This is a genomic window from Pseudomonas sp. IPO3774 (genome assembly GCF_013386835.1).
Taxonomy (GTDB): Bacteria; Pseudomonadota; Gammaproteobacteria; order Pseudomonadales; family Pseudomonadaceae; genus Aquipseudomonas.
In genome coordinates this window covers 78,564-94,800 of the sequence record NZ_JACAQY010000055.1, presented here as the reverse complement: position 1 = coordinate 94,800, position 16,237 = coordinate 78,564, and the positions used below count along the sequence as shown (strand labels likewise).

The 16,237-nt window shown below is 62.3% G+C and carries 11 protein-coding genes; 3 read left to right on the top strand and 8 right to left on the bottom strand.

Features of this window, described 5'->3' with window-relative positions; translation table 11 throughout:
- Positions 1-83: 83 nt before the first annotated feature.
- Complete coding sequence (locus tag HYE77_RS26425) at positions 84-1,046, top strand: alpha/beta hydrolase (protein ID WP_177069824.1); 963 nt, start codon at positions 84-86, stop codon at positions 1,044-1,046.
- 50 nt (positions 1,047-1,096) lie between these two features.
- Here the strand turns inward: HYE77_RS26425 and HYE77_RS26420 are convergent, their stop codons facing one another.
- The 5 genes from HYE77_RS26420 to pvdM all read right to left on the bottom strand — a co-directional run bounded on the left by HYE77_RS26420 (position 1,097) and on the right by pvdM (position 9,028).
- Positions 1,097-3,562 carry a TonB-dependent siderophore receptor gene (locus HYE77_RS26420; protein WP_008434507.1) on the bottom strand — a complete coding sequence of 822 codons (2,466 nt, stop codon included), beginning with the start codon at positions 3,560-3,562 and terminating at the stop codon, positions 1,097-1,099.
- 97 nt (positions 3,563-3,659) lie between these two features.
- A complete protein-coding gene (locus HYE77_RS26415; RefSeq protein WP_177069822.1) occupies positions 3,660-5,309 on the bottom strand; it encodes a cyclic peptide export ABC transporter in 1,650 nt (549 codons plus the stop codon).
- Between the two features lie 157 nt (positions 5,310-5,466).
- The gene (locus tag HYE77_RS26410) at positions 5,467-6,342 is read right to left on the bottom strand and encodes a formylglycine-generating enzyme family protein (protein ID WP_008434504.1); all 876 of its coding nucleotides are present in this window, start codon (positions 6,340-6,342) and stop codon (positions 5,467-5,469) included.
- A 31-nt stretch (positions 6,343-6,373) separates the two neighbouring features.
- On the bottom strand, positions 6,374-7,651 hold the full coding sequence (locus HYE77_RS26405) for an aminotransferase class V-fold PLP-dependent enzyme (protein ID WP_003208551.1): 1,278 nt from the start codon (positions 7,649-7,651) through the stop codon (positions 6,374-6,376).
- A 27-nt stretch (positions 7,652-7,678) separates the two neighbouring features.
- Positions 7,679-9,028 carry a pyoverdine-tailoring dipeptidase-like protein PvdM gene (pvdM, locus tag HYE77_RS26400; protein ID WP_008434503.1) on the bottom strand — a complete coding sequence of 450 codons (1,350 nt, stop codon included), beginning with the start codon at positions 9,026-9,028 and terminating at the stop codon, positions 7,679-7,681.
- A 151-nt stretch (positions 9,029-9,179) separates the two neighbouring features.
- Between pvdM and HYE77_RS26395 the strand changes: the two genes are divergently transcribed.
- Positions 9,180-10,808 carry a PvdJ/PvdD/PvdP-like protein gene (locus HYE77_RS26395; RefSeq protein ID WP_177069820.1) on the top strand — a complete coding sequence of 543 codons (1,629 nt, stop codon included), beginning with the start codon at positions 9,180-9,182 and terminating at the stop codon, positions 10,806-10,808.
- A 44-nt stretch (positions 10,809-10,852) separates the two neighbouring features.
- Here the strand turns inward: HYE77_RS26395 and HYE77_RS26390 are convergent, their stop codons facing one another.
- From HYE77_RS26390 to HYE77_RS26380, 3 genes are read right to left on the bottom strand one after another with little or no spacing between them, the layout of a single operon-like run.
- A complete protein-coding gene (locus tag HYE77_RS26390) occupies positions 10,853-12,262 on the bottom strand; it encodes an efflux transporter outer membrane subunit (RefSeq protein ID WP_177069818.1) in 1,410 nt (469 codons plus the stop codon).
- A 7-nt stretch (positions 12,263-12,269) separates the two neighbouring features.
- Positions 12,270-14,240 carry a MacB family efflux pump subunit gene (locus HYE77_RS26385; protein WP_177041538.1) on the bottom strand — a complete coding sequence of 657 codons (1,971 nt, stop codon included), beginning with the start codon at positions 14,238-14,240 and terminating at the stop codon, positions 12,270-12,272.
- A complete protein-coding gene (locus tag HYE77_RS26380; protein ID WP_177069816.1) occupies positions 14,241-15,413 on the bottom strand; it encodes an efflux RND transporter periplasmic adaptor subunit in 1,173 nt (390 codons plus the stop codon).
- Between the two features lie 256 nt (positions 15,414-15,669).
- On the opposite strand from HYE77_RS26380, the gene HYE77_RS26375 reads away from it, so the two are divergent.
- The gene (locus HYE77_RS26375) at positions 15,670-16,152 is read left to right on the top strand and encodes a sigma-70 family RNA polymerase sigma factor (protein ID WP_032899291.1); all 483 of its coding nucleotides are present in this window, start codon (positions 15,670-15,672) and stop codon (positions 16,150-16,152) included.
- Positions 16,153-16,237 lie beyond the last annotated feature (85 nt).

Here is a 16,237-nt window from a genome sequence, read left to right as displayed (position 1 = left end):
GATTGAGGCCGATCCATCGTTATACAAAGAGGGGCCCTTGTGGCTCCTCTTTCGTCTGTGGCTTTTTCATAAGGAAACCTGCGATGTCCTTGCATCCGGAACTCAATGCCTTCCTCGACCTGGCGCAAGAAAGCCAGGCGGACGGTCCTGGGCCGTTTCACCTGTCAACGCCCGCCCAGGCTCGTGAGGCGTTCGAGCGCACCACCGCGCAACTGCGCTGGCAGGCGCCTGCGCAGGTGCGCTGCAGCCCCATCGAATTCACGGCACGCGATGGTGCGACGCTGGCGTTGCGTGTGTACCGTCCAGCTGACGTTTCGGCGCAGAGCCTGCCGGTGCTGGTGTACTTCCATGGCGGTGGCTACGTGGTCGGCAGCCTGGAATCCCATGACGGGGTGTGCCGCGAGTTCTGCGCCAGAACTCCGTGTGCGGTGGTTTCAGTGGGTTATCGACTGGCGCCGGAGCACAGGTTCCCGACGCCGCTGAACGATGGCGCCGATGCCATGGCCTGGCTGGCCGATAACGCTGCAGCCGAAGGCCTGGACCTCACCCGCGTGGCTTTCGGTGGCGACAGTGTGGGGGCCACGCTGGCGACGGTGCTGGCGTTGCAGTCGGTGCTCGAGCCCGCGACGCTGGCAATTAAACCCTGCTGGCAACTGCTGTGCTATCCGGTGACGGACGCTTCTACCAATAGCCCGTCGACCGAGCTGTTCGGCGAGGGCTATCTGCTGGAGACCGAGACACTGGAATGGTTCTACCGGCATTACGCCCGGGAGGCGGCGGATCGTCTTGACTGGCGCTTCTCGCCATTGCTGGCGCCGGGGTACCCGGGCATGCCACCGGCGCTGATTGCGTTGGCCGGTCATGACCCGCTGCTGGATGAAGGGCGTGCCTATGCCCGACGGTTGCAGGAACAGGGGGTGGCGGTGGAAGTGATCGAGTACGCCGGGTTGATTCACGATTTCCTGCGCCTGCAGAGCGTGGTGCCGGATATCGACGAGGTGTACGGTCAATTGACCCAGGCATTGCGAGCCGCGCTGGCAGCTTGAGAACAGGCACAAAAAAACCGGGCCAGGCCCGGTTTTTTTGTGGGTGTCGGCTAGAAGTTGTACGTCACGTCAACCGAGGCGACGCGTTCCTGGCCGTAGTAGCAGCCGAACGAGTAGTTGCAGTGGGACACGTACTCGCGGTTGAACACGTTCTGCACGTTCAGGCTGGTTTCCACGCCACGCAGGCTTGGCGATACCTTGCTCAGGTCGTAGCTGACGGTGGTGTCATAGACCACAAAGCCCGGGACCTCGAACGAGTTGGCAGCATCACCGGGTTTGGGGCCGGTGTAGCGGGCGCCGGCACCGAAGGTCAGGCCATTGAGCACCGCCTGGGTGAAGTGGTAGTCAACCCACAGCGATGCCGAAACCGGTGCCTGTTGCTCGGTGCGGTTACCGGTGTTGCCGTAGTTGTTCTTGATGTAGAACGCGTCGAGGTAGGACGCAGCAGCCAGTACGTCGACGTTGGCAATCGACGATTTGACTTCCAGCTCAACACCGCGGGAGCGAACCTGGCCTTGCTGGACCGAGTACTGGGTGTACTCGTTATCCTGGCTCAGCACGTTTTTCTGCTTGATCTGGTACACGGAAGCCGTGATCAGCGTCTTCTCGAACGGCTGGTACTTCACACCCACTTCGTACTGTTCGCCTTCGGTCGGCGCGAAGGCCTTGCCGCCACGTTCGGGCGCGGTAGTGCCAACGGTCGGCAGGAAGGATTCGGAGTAGCTGACGTACGGCGCCAGCCCGAAGTCGGTGACATAGGTCAGGCCGACACGGCCGGTGAACTTGTTGTCACGCTGTTCGGTGATGGAGTTTGCAATCAGGTCCTTGTTTTCAACTTCAGCCCAGTCCTGACGGCCACCAATGGTCAGGATCCACTTGTCCAGTTTGATCTGGTCCTGCAGGTAGACGCCGGTCTGGCGCACGGTGTTGTCCCACTTGGTGGTTTTTTCCGGGGTCACGCTGCTGGTGTCGTAGTTGTTGTTTTCGCCGTAGAGGTTGATCGGCAGTACGTTGTAGGCGTTGTAGCCGGTGTATTTGCGGTTGAAGTTGCGATAGTCCAGGCCGACCAGGGTGGTGTGCTCCAGCGCGCCGGTGTTGAATTTGTATTCCAGGTTGTTATCGATGGTGTAGGCGGTGTTGTGCTGGCGCCAGTCGAGTTTGACACGGTTGGCCCGGGTCTGGTCGACCGCACCGGTGACTGCATCGGTGACGAAGCTGCGCAGGTAGAAGCCTTTGTAGTCGTCGCGTACGTCGGTGTAGCGGGCGGTGGAGCGACCTTTCAGGTTTTCGCTGAAGCTGTGGGTCAAGTCGTAGCCCAGGATGAACTGGTCACGTTTGTAGTCGTTGTATTTCGAGTCGCCGGAGAAGAAGTTGCGGTCGATGCGTTTGCCGTTTGGGCCGCGCTCGAGAGAGCCGATCATTGGCAACGCCTGATAGTCTTCCAGGCCTCGGTCCCGCTGGATCTGCGCCAGTACGGTCAGGGATGTGTCATCGTTCGGGGCCCAGGTCAGGCTGGGTGCCAGCAGCATGCGTTCGCTGTGGGTATGATCGACCTGCTGGTTGCCTTTCTTCGCGACGCCGACGATGCGATAGCTGAACTCTTTCTGATCGTCGAGCGGGCCGCTGGTGTCGAATGCGCCGTTGACCCGGTTGTAGCTGCCGGCACCGATCTTAACCTCGCTGCGTTGTTCGGTGGTCGGTCGCTTGGAGACCATGTTGATCAGGCCGCCTGGCTGGTTCTGGCCAAAGAGCACCGACGATGGGCCCTTGAGCACTTCGATGCGCTCCAGGGTATACGGGTCGATTTGCGGGGCGCCGCCGAGGCTGCCGGCATAGGGCAAGTAAGCGCCGTCCAGGTACAGCTGGGTAGGGGCGAAGCCACGGCTGGTGATTTCGTCGGCGATCGCATTGCGGTCGGTGAAGCCGCCGGTGTTCAGGCCTGGCGTGTAGCGCAAGGCCTGGGTCAGGTTGAGTGCGCCCTGGGTTTCGATCTGTTTAGCGGTGACCACGTTGACGGTTTGCGGGATTTCCAGGAGGGGCGTATCGGTCTTGGTGCCGGTGGCGCTGCGGGTGGCAACGTAGCCGTCCACGGGGCCGTAGGCCGATTCAACAGCCTGGCCACTGATGGTGGTGGCACCCAGCTCCAGTGAATCACCCGTTGCCCGGGCACGTACGGTGACGGTGTTGGCTTGAACGGTGAACACAGCGCCGGTCCCCACCAGCATCTGCGACAACGCCTGTTCAGGCGACAACCGGCCGCTCACCGGCTGGCTGTGCTGGCCCTTTACATCATCGGCGCTGTACAGCACTTGCATGTTCGACTGGGTGCCCAGCGCCTGCAGGGCGCTTGCCAGTGATTGTGCCGGGATATTGAAGTTGATCTCCTGGGCCTGAACCTGCGCACTGAACGGCAACGCCAGCGCCATGCTGAACGCGGTGGCGCTGAAGCCCGGCTGCAGCATACGGCGCATGAACAAGGCTTTGGTAAAACGTGGAATCCCCGCAATTGCTGACATTGTGCTCACTCTTACTGGTTTTAATGGTTGCGTAGTTGTTAGCGATTCTTAATTAGACGCACGAGGCCGAAAAAACCAGAATGAGAATCTAACTTATTCATGCCGATTGCAGTTCGGTGGCTACTTTCCCGGCTTCCATGCGCACCAGTTGGTCGGCAATGTCGAAGTAACGATCGTCGTGGGAAATCACGATGATGGTTTTGCCCAGGCGCTTGAGATCCGGCAGCAACTCGGTGTAGAAAATCCGCCGGAACGTCGGGTCCTGGTCTGCGGCCCATTCGTCAAACACCAGCACCGGGCGTTCCTCCAGCCATGCATTGACCAGCGCCAGGCGCTTGCGCTGGCCGGTGGACAGGTCGGTGGTGGTGAACGAACCGTCACGCACGCTGACCTTGTGGCCGATTTCCAGGCGCTGCAGGTATTGGTTGGCATCTTCGGGAATATGGGTATCGCCCTGCACCACGTCGTCGAACAGGTAGTAGTCAGCGAAGATCGTGGTGAACAACTGGCGATAGTCGTCACGTGTCACTGCCGTCACGGGCTGCCCGTTGAGGCGGATTTCTCCCTGCTGCGGGGCGTACAGGCCTAGCAGCAGCTTGATCAGGGTGGTCTTGCCGCAACCGTTTTCGCCGACAATGAAGATGATGTCGCCTTGCTCGATCTTCAGGTTGACCGGGCCCAGGCGAAACGGTGCGCTCCCTTCGGTGGCGGGGAAACTGTAGGACACGTCCGTCAATTCCAGGCTCTGCACCGGCGTACTCTGGTTGCCTTGGTCGCTGAGCAGCAGGTGGGGTTCGGGCGAGGAAAACTGCTCCGACAGCGCGGCGATACGGCGGAATGCGATCTGCGCGCGGCTGACGATTGGCAGGGTGCCGATCAGATGCTCCAGCGGCCCTTTCATGTACAGCAGCACCAGCACAAAGCCGCTCATCACTGATTTGTCGGCACTCGGCCATAGTGATTGCAGGGCGAGTGCCAGCCCGATGACCACGAAAAACAGCATGGAGCCGAGGGTCTTGGCGACGACGAAAATATTCACCGAACGAATTTGTGTGTCGCAGATTTTGTCGGCGGTGCTTTCTATCCCCGACACAAACATGCGGTGCCTGCGCGGACGATGGATGCGCAACTCCTTGGCGCCCTCGGCGATGGAATTGTAGTGTTTCTGCAGTTCGTCTTCGGCGTCGCGGGCCTCCATGAAGCCTTTGATTCCCCGGCCCCGGGCGATGTACTGGACGACCGTGCCGATGATGATCGCGACCACCATGATCAAGAACATCGGCCATGACAGCATCGCCAGGTAACCCATGCAGCCAAGGGTGACGGTCAGCGAAATGGCCAGCGGGGCGAAGGCGAACGCGAAATCGCTGATGGTGTCGACGTCGTGGGTGAGCACCGGGATCAGGCGGTGGCTGCGGTAGCGCTCAATCTGTTCGATGGGCGCCGACAGGACTTTTTCCCCAAGCTCCTTGCGCAGCCGGGCGATGATCTTTTGCCCCACATAATTGGTGCCGATATCGGAAAAGATCGAACTGACCAGTGCCAGCAGGCAGAGGCCGGCAAAGGCGCCGACCACGGTGTTGGTCAGGCCGTTGTCGGCGTGCAGCACGGTATTGATGGTCGCCAGCAATACCGTGACGCTGAGGCCGCCGACCATGCCGAGCAGAATGGAGCCGACAACGATCAGCCGAAAGGGTTTGAGCAGGGTGAACAATTCATTGATCACCCCACGTGTTGGTTTGCTCATGGAGGTTCCCTGCTTGAAGATCGGCCGGGCCCGGCTTCGGTCGCGGGCTCGGCCTGGGTGGCATAGAGGGCGGTGGTGCGCCGCAATGCGTTGCATGACGGGTCACACACACCTGTAAAACGACTGGGGGGAGGGTTAATTTAGAGGGCTGGCTGCCTTACAGATCCCGCACGACGCGAAAGCCGATCCAGTCACCGCGGTTGTCCGGTACCAACGCATTGCGGTTGCCGGAGCGGGAGAACACGGGGGCTTCACCCCAGTCGTTGCCGCGGATGCGTCTGAACTGGCATTTACCGGTCAGCCAGGCGCTGCCGTCGCTTGGGGCGCCGACGTAATCGTCGTTGTAGCAATCGGCTGTCCACTCGTAGACGTTGCCGTGCATGTCGTACATGCCGAACGCGTTGGGCGGGTAGCTGCCCACCGGGGACGAGTAGCTGTAGCCATCCGCCGGGCCGTAGGTGTTGGCATGCTGGGCAATGCTGTAGCCCTTGCCCTCGTCGAACGGGAAGGGGAACGGGCCGGTGGAGCCGGCGCGGGCGGCGTATTCACGTTGGGCTTCACTGACCATCTGGTAGTGATGGCCGGTTTTCTTCGATAGCCAGGCGACGTAGTTCTGCACATCCTCGAAGTCCATGCACACGGCAGGTTGGCGCGGCCCCTGGGGGTAGCGTGGCTTGCTGGCGACGCACTCGCGGCCGGGTCGTTCATCGCCATTGGCAATCTTGACCCCGGACTGGCGTACATAGCTGTCCCACTCGCCGGCGGTGACCTGGAAGCGGCTCATGGCGAAGGGCTTGGCAAAGGTGACCGGGTGCATCGGGCCTTCATCAGGCTCGCGGCCCACTTCGTCTTCCGGGGTGCCCATGGTGAACGTGCCGGCGGGCAACACGACCATTTCCGGGCAGTCCTTGCAGTCCTTGAACACTTTACCGGGTGTCGGCGTGGCCGCCTGGGCCAGCCCCGGTAGCAGGGCACTGCACAGTGTTGTCAGAATCACTGCGGCCAGCGGTTTCAGGTGCGGGTGATGGTTCATGGGAGCATCTCGCTGAAATGGAAAAGAGGCGTCACAACCGTTGGCTCAGCAACGTCATGAAGCGCTGGATCTCGGCCGATGTGTTGAGCAGGCCCGGGGAAGTGCGAATCACCGGGCCGGCGTCCCGATATACCGAGTCGATCACTACCCGGTTTTTCATCATGTGGGCGGCCACGTCGCGGCTGTCCTGGCCGTTGACCCGGAAGAAGGTGAAGCCTGCCGACAACTCGCTGCTGCGGGGTGTCACCAGCTCAATCTTCGAGTGCGCCAGCAGTTGGGTCTTCAGTTCGTCGTTGAGCTGATGAATGCGTGCCTGTACCTGCGGCTTGCCCAACTGCAAGTGCAGCTTGAAGGCTTCATCCGCAGCCCAGCGATGTTCAAAGGCGTGGTAGCCGCCGGGTGTCATGGTGGTGGCGAAGTTGGTGTCTTCGGAGAAGGTCGGCACCATCGGTGTCACGTCGGTGTTCTGCTCCGAGCGGGCGCAAATGATCCCGGTGCCCCGCGGGCCGAACATCCACTTGTGGGTGCCGGCAATGAAAAAGTCGCAATGCATGTCCGGGAAGTCGAGGTTCTCGACGCCAAAGCCATGCACACCATCGACCACGTAGAGGATGCGGTCCTTGTCGTCACGGTTGCGGTTGTGTTCATCCACCAGCTTGCCGATCGCGCCGATCGGCAGCTTGACGCCGCTGCCGGATTGCACCCAGGTCATGCCGAGCACCCGGGTATTGGGGCGGATATTGCGCTCGATAGAACCGAGCACTTCATCGACGGACACCGAATGGGCGCTCTCGAACAATTTGATCTTGCGTACCTGGGTGCCTTCCTTGCGTACCCGGAAATCGAGGCTGTAGGCGGTGGCGTAATGTTCGTGAACAGTGGTGAGAATTTCCTGGTCGGGGCGTACCTGGATCCCGCCGTAAATCATCGCCAGGCCTTCGGAGGTGCTGCCGGTCAGGGCTATCTGGCCGGGCCTGGCATTCAGGTAGCGGCCGGCCCATTCGCGCACCTGGCCTTCACGCTTCCATGTCTCTTGCAGGTCCCAATCCATGGCCAGGCCGGGGTTGCGGTCGATCTGCGCGCGGTAGCGCTCGATGGCCTCACGCACCGGCTTGGGGTGCGAGGCCACCAGGAAATTCGAAAAGTGCAGGTAGTCCGGGTCCTGGGTAAACAGTTGGCGAAAGCCTGCCCAAGGGTCGCCAGGTGGTGCCGCATTGCCTGCCAGTGCCTGGGGGATGATGGCAGTGCCCAGCGGCAGGCTCGCGGCGAGAAGCCCGGCCTGCTTGAGAAACGTACGGCGGTCGGTCATGAATTCACTTCATTCATTGAGGGTGGTTCAGCGGTTGGCCAATGGCTTGGCAGCTTTTTGTACCTGGTCCCAGACCCGCAGGAAGTTGCCTCCCCAGAGCTTGGCGATATCGGCTTCGGAGTAGCCGCGCTGGATCAGTTCCGCAGTCACGTTGCGCACTTCGCCGACGTTCTCCCAGCCCTTGAGGCCGCCGCCGTCGTTGAAGTCCGAGGCGATGCCGACGTGGTCGATGCCAACCTTGCGCACGGTGTAATCGATGGCATCGCCCAAGTCCTTGAGGGTGGCCTTGGGTTCTTCTTCGAGGATGGCGTACAGCGCACTGGCGTATTGGCCAAACTTTTGTTCTGGCCAGGCCGAGATGATCGGGTCGCCGGGCATCAGGGCTACGGCCAGGTTGGGCAGTGGCGGCAGGTCGAAGCGCGCGCGCAACGCGTTGAGTTTGTCCTGGGTGGGCTGGCTGAGGGGGCGCAGGTAAGCTGGGAAGCCCACCACCTGAACGACACCGCCGCTGTTCTTGATCAGTTGCAGTTCCTTGTCGCTGAGGTTGCGCGGTATGTCCACCGACGCCCGTGGCGCCGAGTGGGAGGCCACCATCGGTGTGCGGCTCAGTTGCGCAACTTGCTCCAGGGCCTTGGTGGACATCTGCGAGACATCAATGATTACCCCCAGGTCATTGAGGCGATGCACGGCTTGCTTGCCGATATCCGAGAGGCCGTCGAGGGCATCGGGTGAGTCATTGAAAAACGGCAGTGGGCGTGACGAGTCCGACCAGGCGTTGTTGCCGATGTAGCTGAAGCCGAACATGCGCATGCCGCGCGCGGTCCACAGGTTCAACTGATTAAGGTCATCACCCAGCGGGTAGGCGTTGAGCATGCTGATAAAGATCGCAAACTTGCCTTCGCCATGCAGACGCCGGAAATCATCCGGGGTGTAGGCAATGCCCACTTGGTTGGGGAAGTCGCGAACCATGCCGGAGATGATTTTGTAGCGAGTCTCCTGCTGGTGGCGGGCTTCTTCGACAAAACCCGCGGTGGGCTTGTGGGGCGCATTGGGGCCGTTCCACATTTCCGGCCAGCCGAAAATCGTCAGGGCTGCACCCGACAGGCGCCCCCGGCTGGCCTTGGCCAGGTCGAACTGGCCGCTGCCGTCCTTGTCGGCTTCGTTGCCGGCGGTACCAAAGTTGAGCGGCACGGTGATGTGACTGTCGAACGACAGCAGGCGGTCCTGCATCTCATTGGCCTGCTTGATTACCGCCAACGGGTACCCGGCATTGCCCCTGAACCAATGGTCCCAAGCCAGGAACCCGGCCCCGGCGCCAATGGCCAGGACCAGCGGCAGGCCGAAGTACAACGCCTTTTTCGAACGTGGTTTTGTCATTGCCATCTCAGTCAGTTGAGGCCTTTGCTATCTGGGATGAACGAGCGATGGGCGGGAAAATTTAAGCCTGGGGGCGCGGTGCTAAATTTCCCCTGTCAGCGAACGTTCTAGCTTGGATAAAGCCTGCTTGATGGCTGACACAGGTAAAGCAATGACGATTTCTCGACGAGGGTTCATCGCCGGCCTGGCGCTGACTGGCGCTGCAGTGCCTGCGGCCTTTTATGCCCATCGCGAGCTGACGCGTGAAGAGTTTCCGATTACCCCGGGCGAAGCCACGGTGGATCTGGCAGACACTGCCGGCCAGCATTTGGCGGACAGCCTGCGTGGCGTTTGGCATGTGCAGTTGGCAGGCCGCGATGCCGGCCTGAAAGGCCTGCCCCTGGAGGGCCTGGAATTGCTCCTCGACGTTGCCCCACGTGGGCGTGGCCTGCGGGGCTACCTCGACACTGGCGAACAACTGCGTGCCGACGGCGAGCCGCGCTATCGTGTGTTGGGTGACCTGACTCCCGGAGACGGGGCGCATCTGTACTGGCGCCTGATCGACCGCGATGCCGTGGACGGGGCTCCAGCCTACGAGTTCAAAATGACCCTTGATGAAGTCTGGGCCGAATTCGGTAACGCCGGCAGCGGCACCCTGAGTGGGCAGATCCTCAGCCTGGACCGCCCATTGGCCCTGCTCGAACGGGACAATCATTTTGTCGCCACCAAGCGGCTGTTTCCCGAGGCGCGTGAGCGCATCGGTCTCAACCCGGTTCTATTGGCCTGGTTGATTGCTCCCGAACATCGCCTGTTTCACCAGCTCTGGCACGCTTCCCGTGACCAGTGGCACAAACTCTCCGAAGACAAGCGTAATGCCTTGCGGGGGATCGGCTGGCAGCCTGGTCCACGTGACCGGGAGCGCGATGCACGGGGGCCGCGCAAGGATCGCAACGGTTCGGGCATCGACTTCTTTTTCATGCATCGGCACATGCTGGGCGCCGCACGTTCGATGCAGGACTTGCCATCGTGGACGTACTTCCCTCAGCCACAGCCGGGGCTGGAGCGTGATCGCCAGGGGTTTGTGCGTTATTTCGACAATCATGACGGTTTCGCGTTGCCGCCTGCCTGGATGGCGGCGAATGACAGTGCGTATACCCAGTGGGTCAGCGATATCAAGGCGGCCGAGACTTACCACAGTAACTTTGAGGTCTGGGAGTCGCAGTACCGCGACCCGCGCTACCTGGCGAAACTCACCTTGGGGCAGTTCGGCTCGGAGGTGGAGCTGGGCCTGCACGACTGGCTGCATATGCGCTGGGCCTCGGTGCCGCGGGACCCGTCCAACGGCGCGCCGGTGCCTTTTGCACGGGACCCGGCTGACTTTGCCGCGCGTTGGTACGTGGCAGAGAATGACTTCCTTGGAGATCCGTTTTCTTCTCACGTGAATCCGGTGTTCTGGCGTTTTCATGGTTGGATCGATGACCGCATCGAGGATTGGTTTCGTGCCCACGAGCGTTTTCATCCGGGTGAAGTGAGCCGGCTGGAGGTCAACGGCGTGCCCTGGTTTGCGCCGGGGCGCTGGGTGGAGGTGGATGACCCGTGGCTGGGGCCGGACACCCATGGTTGCAGCACCACGCCGGGGTTGCAGATGGGCAAGTCGATGGAGATGGACCCAGAGACCATGAAGCTGGCGCTGCGGATTACCTTCGGGGCGGATGAGGACAGGCTGGCCGGGCTGTTTCGCAAGGTGCCGAAGCGTCCCTGGTACGCGCGCCATTTGAAGGTCAAGGAGCGGGTGCTCTAAAGCGCGCCGCTCAACGGTGGGGGCCGGGCAAGCCCGGCTTTCATTCAGTTGATTGTGCTTGCTGGCACCTGCCAGCCGCCCCCCAGTGCCTTATACAAGGCAATGCTTGCGTTCAGCCGCGATCGGCGTAATTGCACATTCATGTCCTGCGCCGCATATAACGTGCGCTGCGTCTCCAGCACCGTCAGCAAGTCCTCCGCACCGGCTTCATAGCGACTCTGGGCAATCTCGAAGGCAGTCTGCGCCTCCCTCAGTTCCTCGCTCTGCCACTGACGCTGCGCATCCAGCCCGCGAATGCTGCTCAGGGCTTTTTCCACATCGGCAAAGCCATTGATGATCGCTCCCCGGTAAGTCTGCAGCAGCTCATCCTGGCGCGCCCGGGCCTTGTCCCGCTCGGCGCTCAGGCGGCCATTGTTGAAGATCGGTGCGACCAGGCCGGAAGTGAGGTTGTAGAACGGGCTGCGCACTACGTCGGCGAGCTTGTTGGCACCCGAGCCAAGGTCGGCACTGAGGGTGAGGGTGGGCAACATGGCTGCCCGGGCGACGGTGACGTCTGCCTGGGCTGCTGCCAGCCGGGCCTCGGCACTGGCGATGTCGGGACGGCGGCTGAGCAGTTGGCTGGGAACACCGGCGGCGATGCCCGGCCAGTTCAATTGGGCGAAGGGTTGCGGGGCCAGGTGCAGGTCCTGCACCGGTGTGCCCAGCAGTGCCGCGAGGCTGATCAAGGCCTCGTCGGCCTGTTGCTGTGCCAGCGGCAGTTGGCGTTGTTGTGCGGCCACGAGGCTTTTTTGCTGGGCCAGTTCCAGGGCGGTGGCGGAGCCTGCATCGTGGCGAGTCTGCACCAGCTTCAACACGTTTTGGGCGTTGTCCAGGTTGAGTTGGGCGATGCGCAGTTGCTCACGCAATGACAGCCACTGGGTATAGGTGGTCGCAACACCGCTCAGCAGGGTCAGTTCCACGGTGGCCTGGTCGAACTCGCTGGCGCGCACCTCTTCCACGGCGCTGTCCCGGGCGGCGCGCTTGCCACCCCAGAAATCAATTTCGTAAGTGGCGCTCAGGCGCGCATCGAAGTAATCCACGGCCTTGTTGCTGCTGGTAGCGTCCAGCTGGCTGTAGCCCTTGCCCCGCAGCAGCTTCTGGCGGTTTGCATTGAACGCGCCGGTCAGTTCAGGCAGCAACGGTGCGCCGGCTATCACTGCGCTGGCCTGGGCCTGGCGCACCCGGGCCATGGCGCTGGCCAGGTCGTAACTGCCGCTGCGGGCCTGTTCGATCAGTTGGTTGAGCTGGGGGCTGTCGAAACTTGTCCACCATTGTTGGTTGGCCCGCAGCGCCGTTGCGTCGCTTGCGCTGTGCCAGGCGGGCGGTGGTTGCATGCCTGCGCCCGGACGCGGTGCGGGGCTGCTGCAGGCGGCCAGCAGCAGGCTGGCGGCGAGGAGGGTCAGGGACACTTTCATAGGGCGATCATTCACTGGTAAGGGCCTTGACCGGGTCAAGTCGAGCGGCTTTGCGGGCCGGCATGAAACCGAAGATAACGCCGGTGACCAGGGCGCAGAAGAAGGCCCCCACGGCGGCCGGAATCGAGAACGCGACGGCCACGTTGCTGAGGATCAGCACGCCGCCCACCAGCAGGGCCAGGCCGATGCCGGTGACGCCGCCGACCACAGAGAGCATCACCGCTTCAGTGAGGAACTGGCGCAGGATGTCCCGCTGCCGCGCCCCGGTGGCCATGCGAATACCGATTTCCCGGGTGCGTTCACGTACGGTCATCAGCATGATATTCATCACCCCGATACCTCCCACCAGCAGCGAAATCGCGGCAATCGAGCCGAGCATCAGCGACAAGGTATTCTGGGTGCGTGCCTCGGCCTGGATCATCGCGGCATTGTTGGTCAGTTCAAAGTCGTGCTTGCCGTTGTGCAGGCGCAGCAACAACTGATTGATAGCCTGTTCGGCGTCGTGCACGTTGCGCGCGTCGGCGGCGGCAATCACTACGTATTCGGGGTTATAGCTGCCGAACAAGCGCACGCTGGCGGCAGAGTAGGGGATGGCGATACGGTCGTCGCTGTCTTTGTCGCCGGAGCTGGCGCCTTTTTCGGCGAGCACACCGACCACCTGGAATGGAACGTTTTCGATCAGGATGTATTGCCCGATCGGGTCGGTCACATCCTTGAACAGCTTGTCGCGTACCCGTTTGCCGATCACTGCCACCGTGGCTCCGGCGCGCTCGTCGGCCTCGGTGAAGTAACTGCCCTCGACCACTGGCCAGTTGAAAATGGCCGGGAAATTGGTGTCATTGCCACCGACATACGCCATATGGTCGACGTTGCCAAAGCGCACCCCGGCCTCTGCGCCGTTCACCGGCATGATGCGCTTGACCTGAGGCAGGGCCGCCAGGGCGGCCACGTCGTTGAGGGTGATCACGCCGGGTGGTGTGCGCGGGTTGGGCGCCGACCCGCTGACGTAGAGGATATTGGAGCCGAAAGCGCCCATCTGCGCCATCACCTGGCGCTTGCTGCCTTCGCCCACCGCCAGCATCACCACCACCGACGCCACGCCGATGATGATCCCCAGCAGCGTCAGCGCCGTGCGAAAACGGTTGATCCACATCACCCGCCACGCGGCTTGCACGGCATCCAGCAGCTCGGCTTTCCAGGCGCCGTTGTGCTCGGCGCCATCGGCCAGGCGCTGGCGCAGGTCCACGGCTTGCAACGCGCCGGAGATGGCCACGGGGGGCGTCTCGCTGGTCTCGGCAGAGTCGCTGATGATCAGCCCGTCGCGGATCTCGATGATGCGATTGGCCCGCGCCGCGACTTCGCGGTCGTGGGTGATCAGGATGACCACGTGGCCCTGGCTGGCCAGTTCGTCCAGCAGGGTCATGACCTCGGCGCCGCTGTGGCTGTCGAGGGCGCCGGTGGGTTCGTCGGCGAGGATGATATGCCCGCCGTTCATCAACGCCCGGGCAATCGACACCCGCTGTTGCTGGCCGCCGGAAAGCTGGTGCGGGCGATTGCCGGTGCGCTCGGCCAGGCCCAGGCGCGTGAGCAGGGCCTTGGCGCGGGCATGGCGTTCGGCGGCGCTGATGCCGGCATAGATCGCCGGCATCTCGACGTTTTCCTGGGCCGAGCCGGATGGGATCAGGTGATAGCCCTGGAACACGAAACCGAAGGCCTCGCGGCGCAGCCAGGCGAGTTCGTCGCTGTCGAGCCGGGCGACGTTTTCCCCGGCGAACAGGTAGTCGCCCTCGGTGGGGCGGTCGAGGCAGCCGAGGATATTCATCAGCGTGGATTTGCCGGAGCCGGAGGCGCCGACAATCGCCACGAATTCCCCGGCATGGATCGCCAGGTCGATGCCGCGCAGCACATCAACCTGCGGCGTGTCGCCGCCGCCGTAGGATTTGCGGATGCCCTTGAGTTCGATCAGTGGGGTCGACATTCAACCTCCGCTGCCATCGGCCGGGCCGATCAGCAGGTGATCGCCTTCGTTCAGGCCTTCCAGCACCTGGACTCGCAGGCGGTCGCTGAGGCCCAGGCGGATTTCGCGTTGCTCGATGCTGCCGTTTTTCGCCACCACGCGGGCGATCTGTTTGTCGCCGCCGAGGCTGCCTTGCAGGGCGGCGACCGGCGCGGTCAGGGTGTCCCTGGCCTGGCCGGCGACGAAGAATACCTGGGCGGTCATTTCCGCCATCAAGGCGTTATCGGTGTTGTCGACGTCCAGCAGCACCGTGTAAAGCACCACTCGCCCGGTGCCGCTTTTGCTGGCGCTGCTCGGGCTGCCACCGCCCTGGCTGGTTTCGTTGAGCGGCTTGGGCGGGATCGGCAAAATCTGCCGTACGGTGCTGGTCCAGCGCCGGCCACCGCCGCTCAAGGTGGTGAAGTAGGCGGTCATGCCGGGTTTGACATGGCCGATGTCGGCTTCCGAGACTTCGGCCCATACAGTCATCGGCGAAAGCTTGGCGATCCGCAGGATCAGCGGGGTTTGCTGCTGGGCGTTGAGTGTCTGGCCTTCCCGGGCGTCCACCGCGACCACGGTGCCGCTCATTGGCGCATAAATGCGCGTGTAGCCCAACTCTGCCTCGTCACTGCGCAGGCTGGCCCTGGCCTGGCGAATCTGCGCCAGGAACATGTCGACCCGCGCCTGGGTGGCGCTCAGTTCGGCCCTGGCAGTTTGCACGTCTTCTTCCCGGGTGGCGTTACCGGCTTCCAGGCGTTGCTGGCGCTGGTACTTCTGGCGGGCCAGTTCGTGCTGGGCCCGTTGCTCCTGCAACTGGGCCTGCAGGTTCTCGATGGCATAGCGGCTGGCGTCGAGCTTGGCTTTTTGCGTGGAGGGGTCGATCTCTACCAGCAATTGGCCTTCCTTGACCTGGGCACCGGCCTCGACATGAATCTTCTGGATCTGTCCGGACGCCTGGGCGCCCACGTCGACGTAGCGCCGGGGTTGCAGGGTGCCCAGGGCGGTGACGCTGCTTTCGATATCGCCCCGGGTCACGGTGACGGTCGCCAGCTTGTCCCGGCCCGGCGGCAGGACCTGCCAGGCAGCTAAAGCGATGACGGGGATCAGGCACGCGACCACAAGCAGGGCGCGTCGGGCAGGTCGAGGACGTTTCATGCAGAGTTCCAGCCAGGAAAGATCGGCCCGCAGGAGCGGGAAGCTGACAGGTAGACGAGGAAATTGTCCGGGGATTTAGGCCGTTACATATGCCGTTACAGGTGTGTCAGGCAAAATAATTGGCCGGCGTTGCAAGTCTTGTTTAAAACTAGATGAGAATTACTATAAATTACACGCACCTCAAACTGCCATCATCGAATCGGCCGTTATCTTCGTACTCAAAGGACCTAATGCCGCCTACAGGCGGTCGGGAGTCATGTTGGAAAACTACTATCGCGAGCTGGTGTGTTTCCTCAACGCCAAGCTGGGCAACCGTCAGGTGGCCGAAGATGTGGTGCATGACGCTTATGTGCGGGTGCTGGGGCGTGCCAGCGAGGTCCCGATCGAGCAGCCCCGGGCGTTTCTCTATCGCACGGCGCTGAACCTGGTGATCGACGGTCATCGGCGCAACGCCCTGCGCCAGGATGAACCCCTGGAAGTACTCGACAGCGAGGAGCGTTTTTCGCTGTCTTCGCCCCATCACTGCCTGGACCACGGCCAGCGCCTGGAAATGCTTGAGCGCGCGCTGGCCGAGCTGCCGGCGCTCTGCCGTGACAGTTTCCTGTTGCGCAAGCTCGACGGCCTGTCCCACCTGCAAATCGCCGAGCGCCTGGGTATTTCCCGCGCGCTGGTGGAAAAACACATCGTCAATGCCATGAAGCATTGCCGGGCGCGCATGCGTGAGTGGGATGCGCACTGATTCCAGCGTTAGCTAAATTTTATTTCATTGTCCTCGTCTCCTATCAACACACGACCTGTTGCTGTGCCTTCAGGTCTCTGAGGCT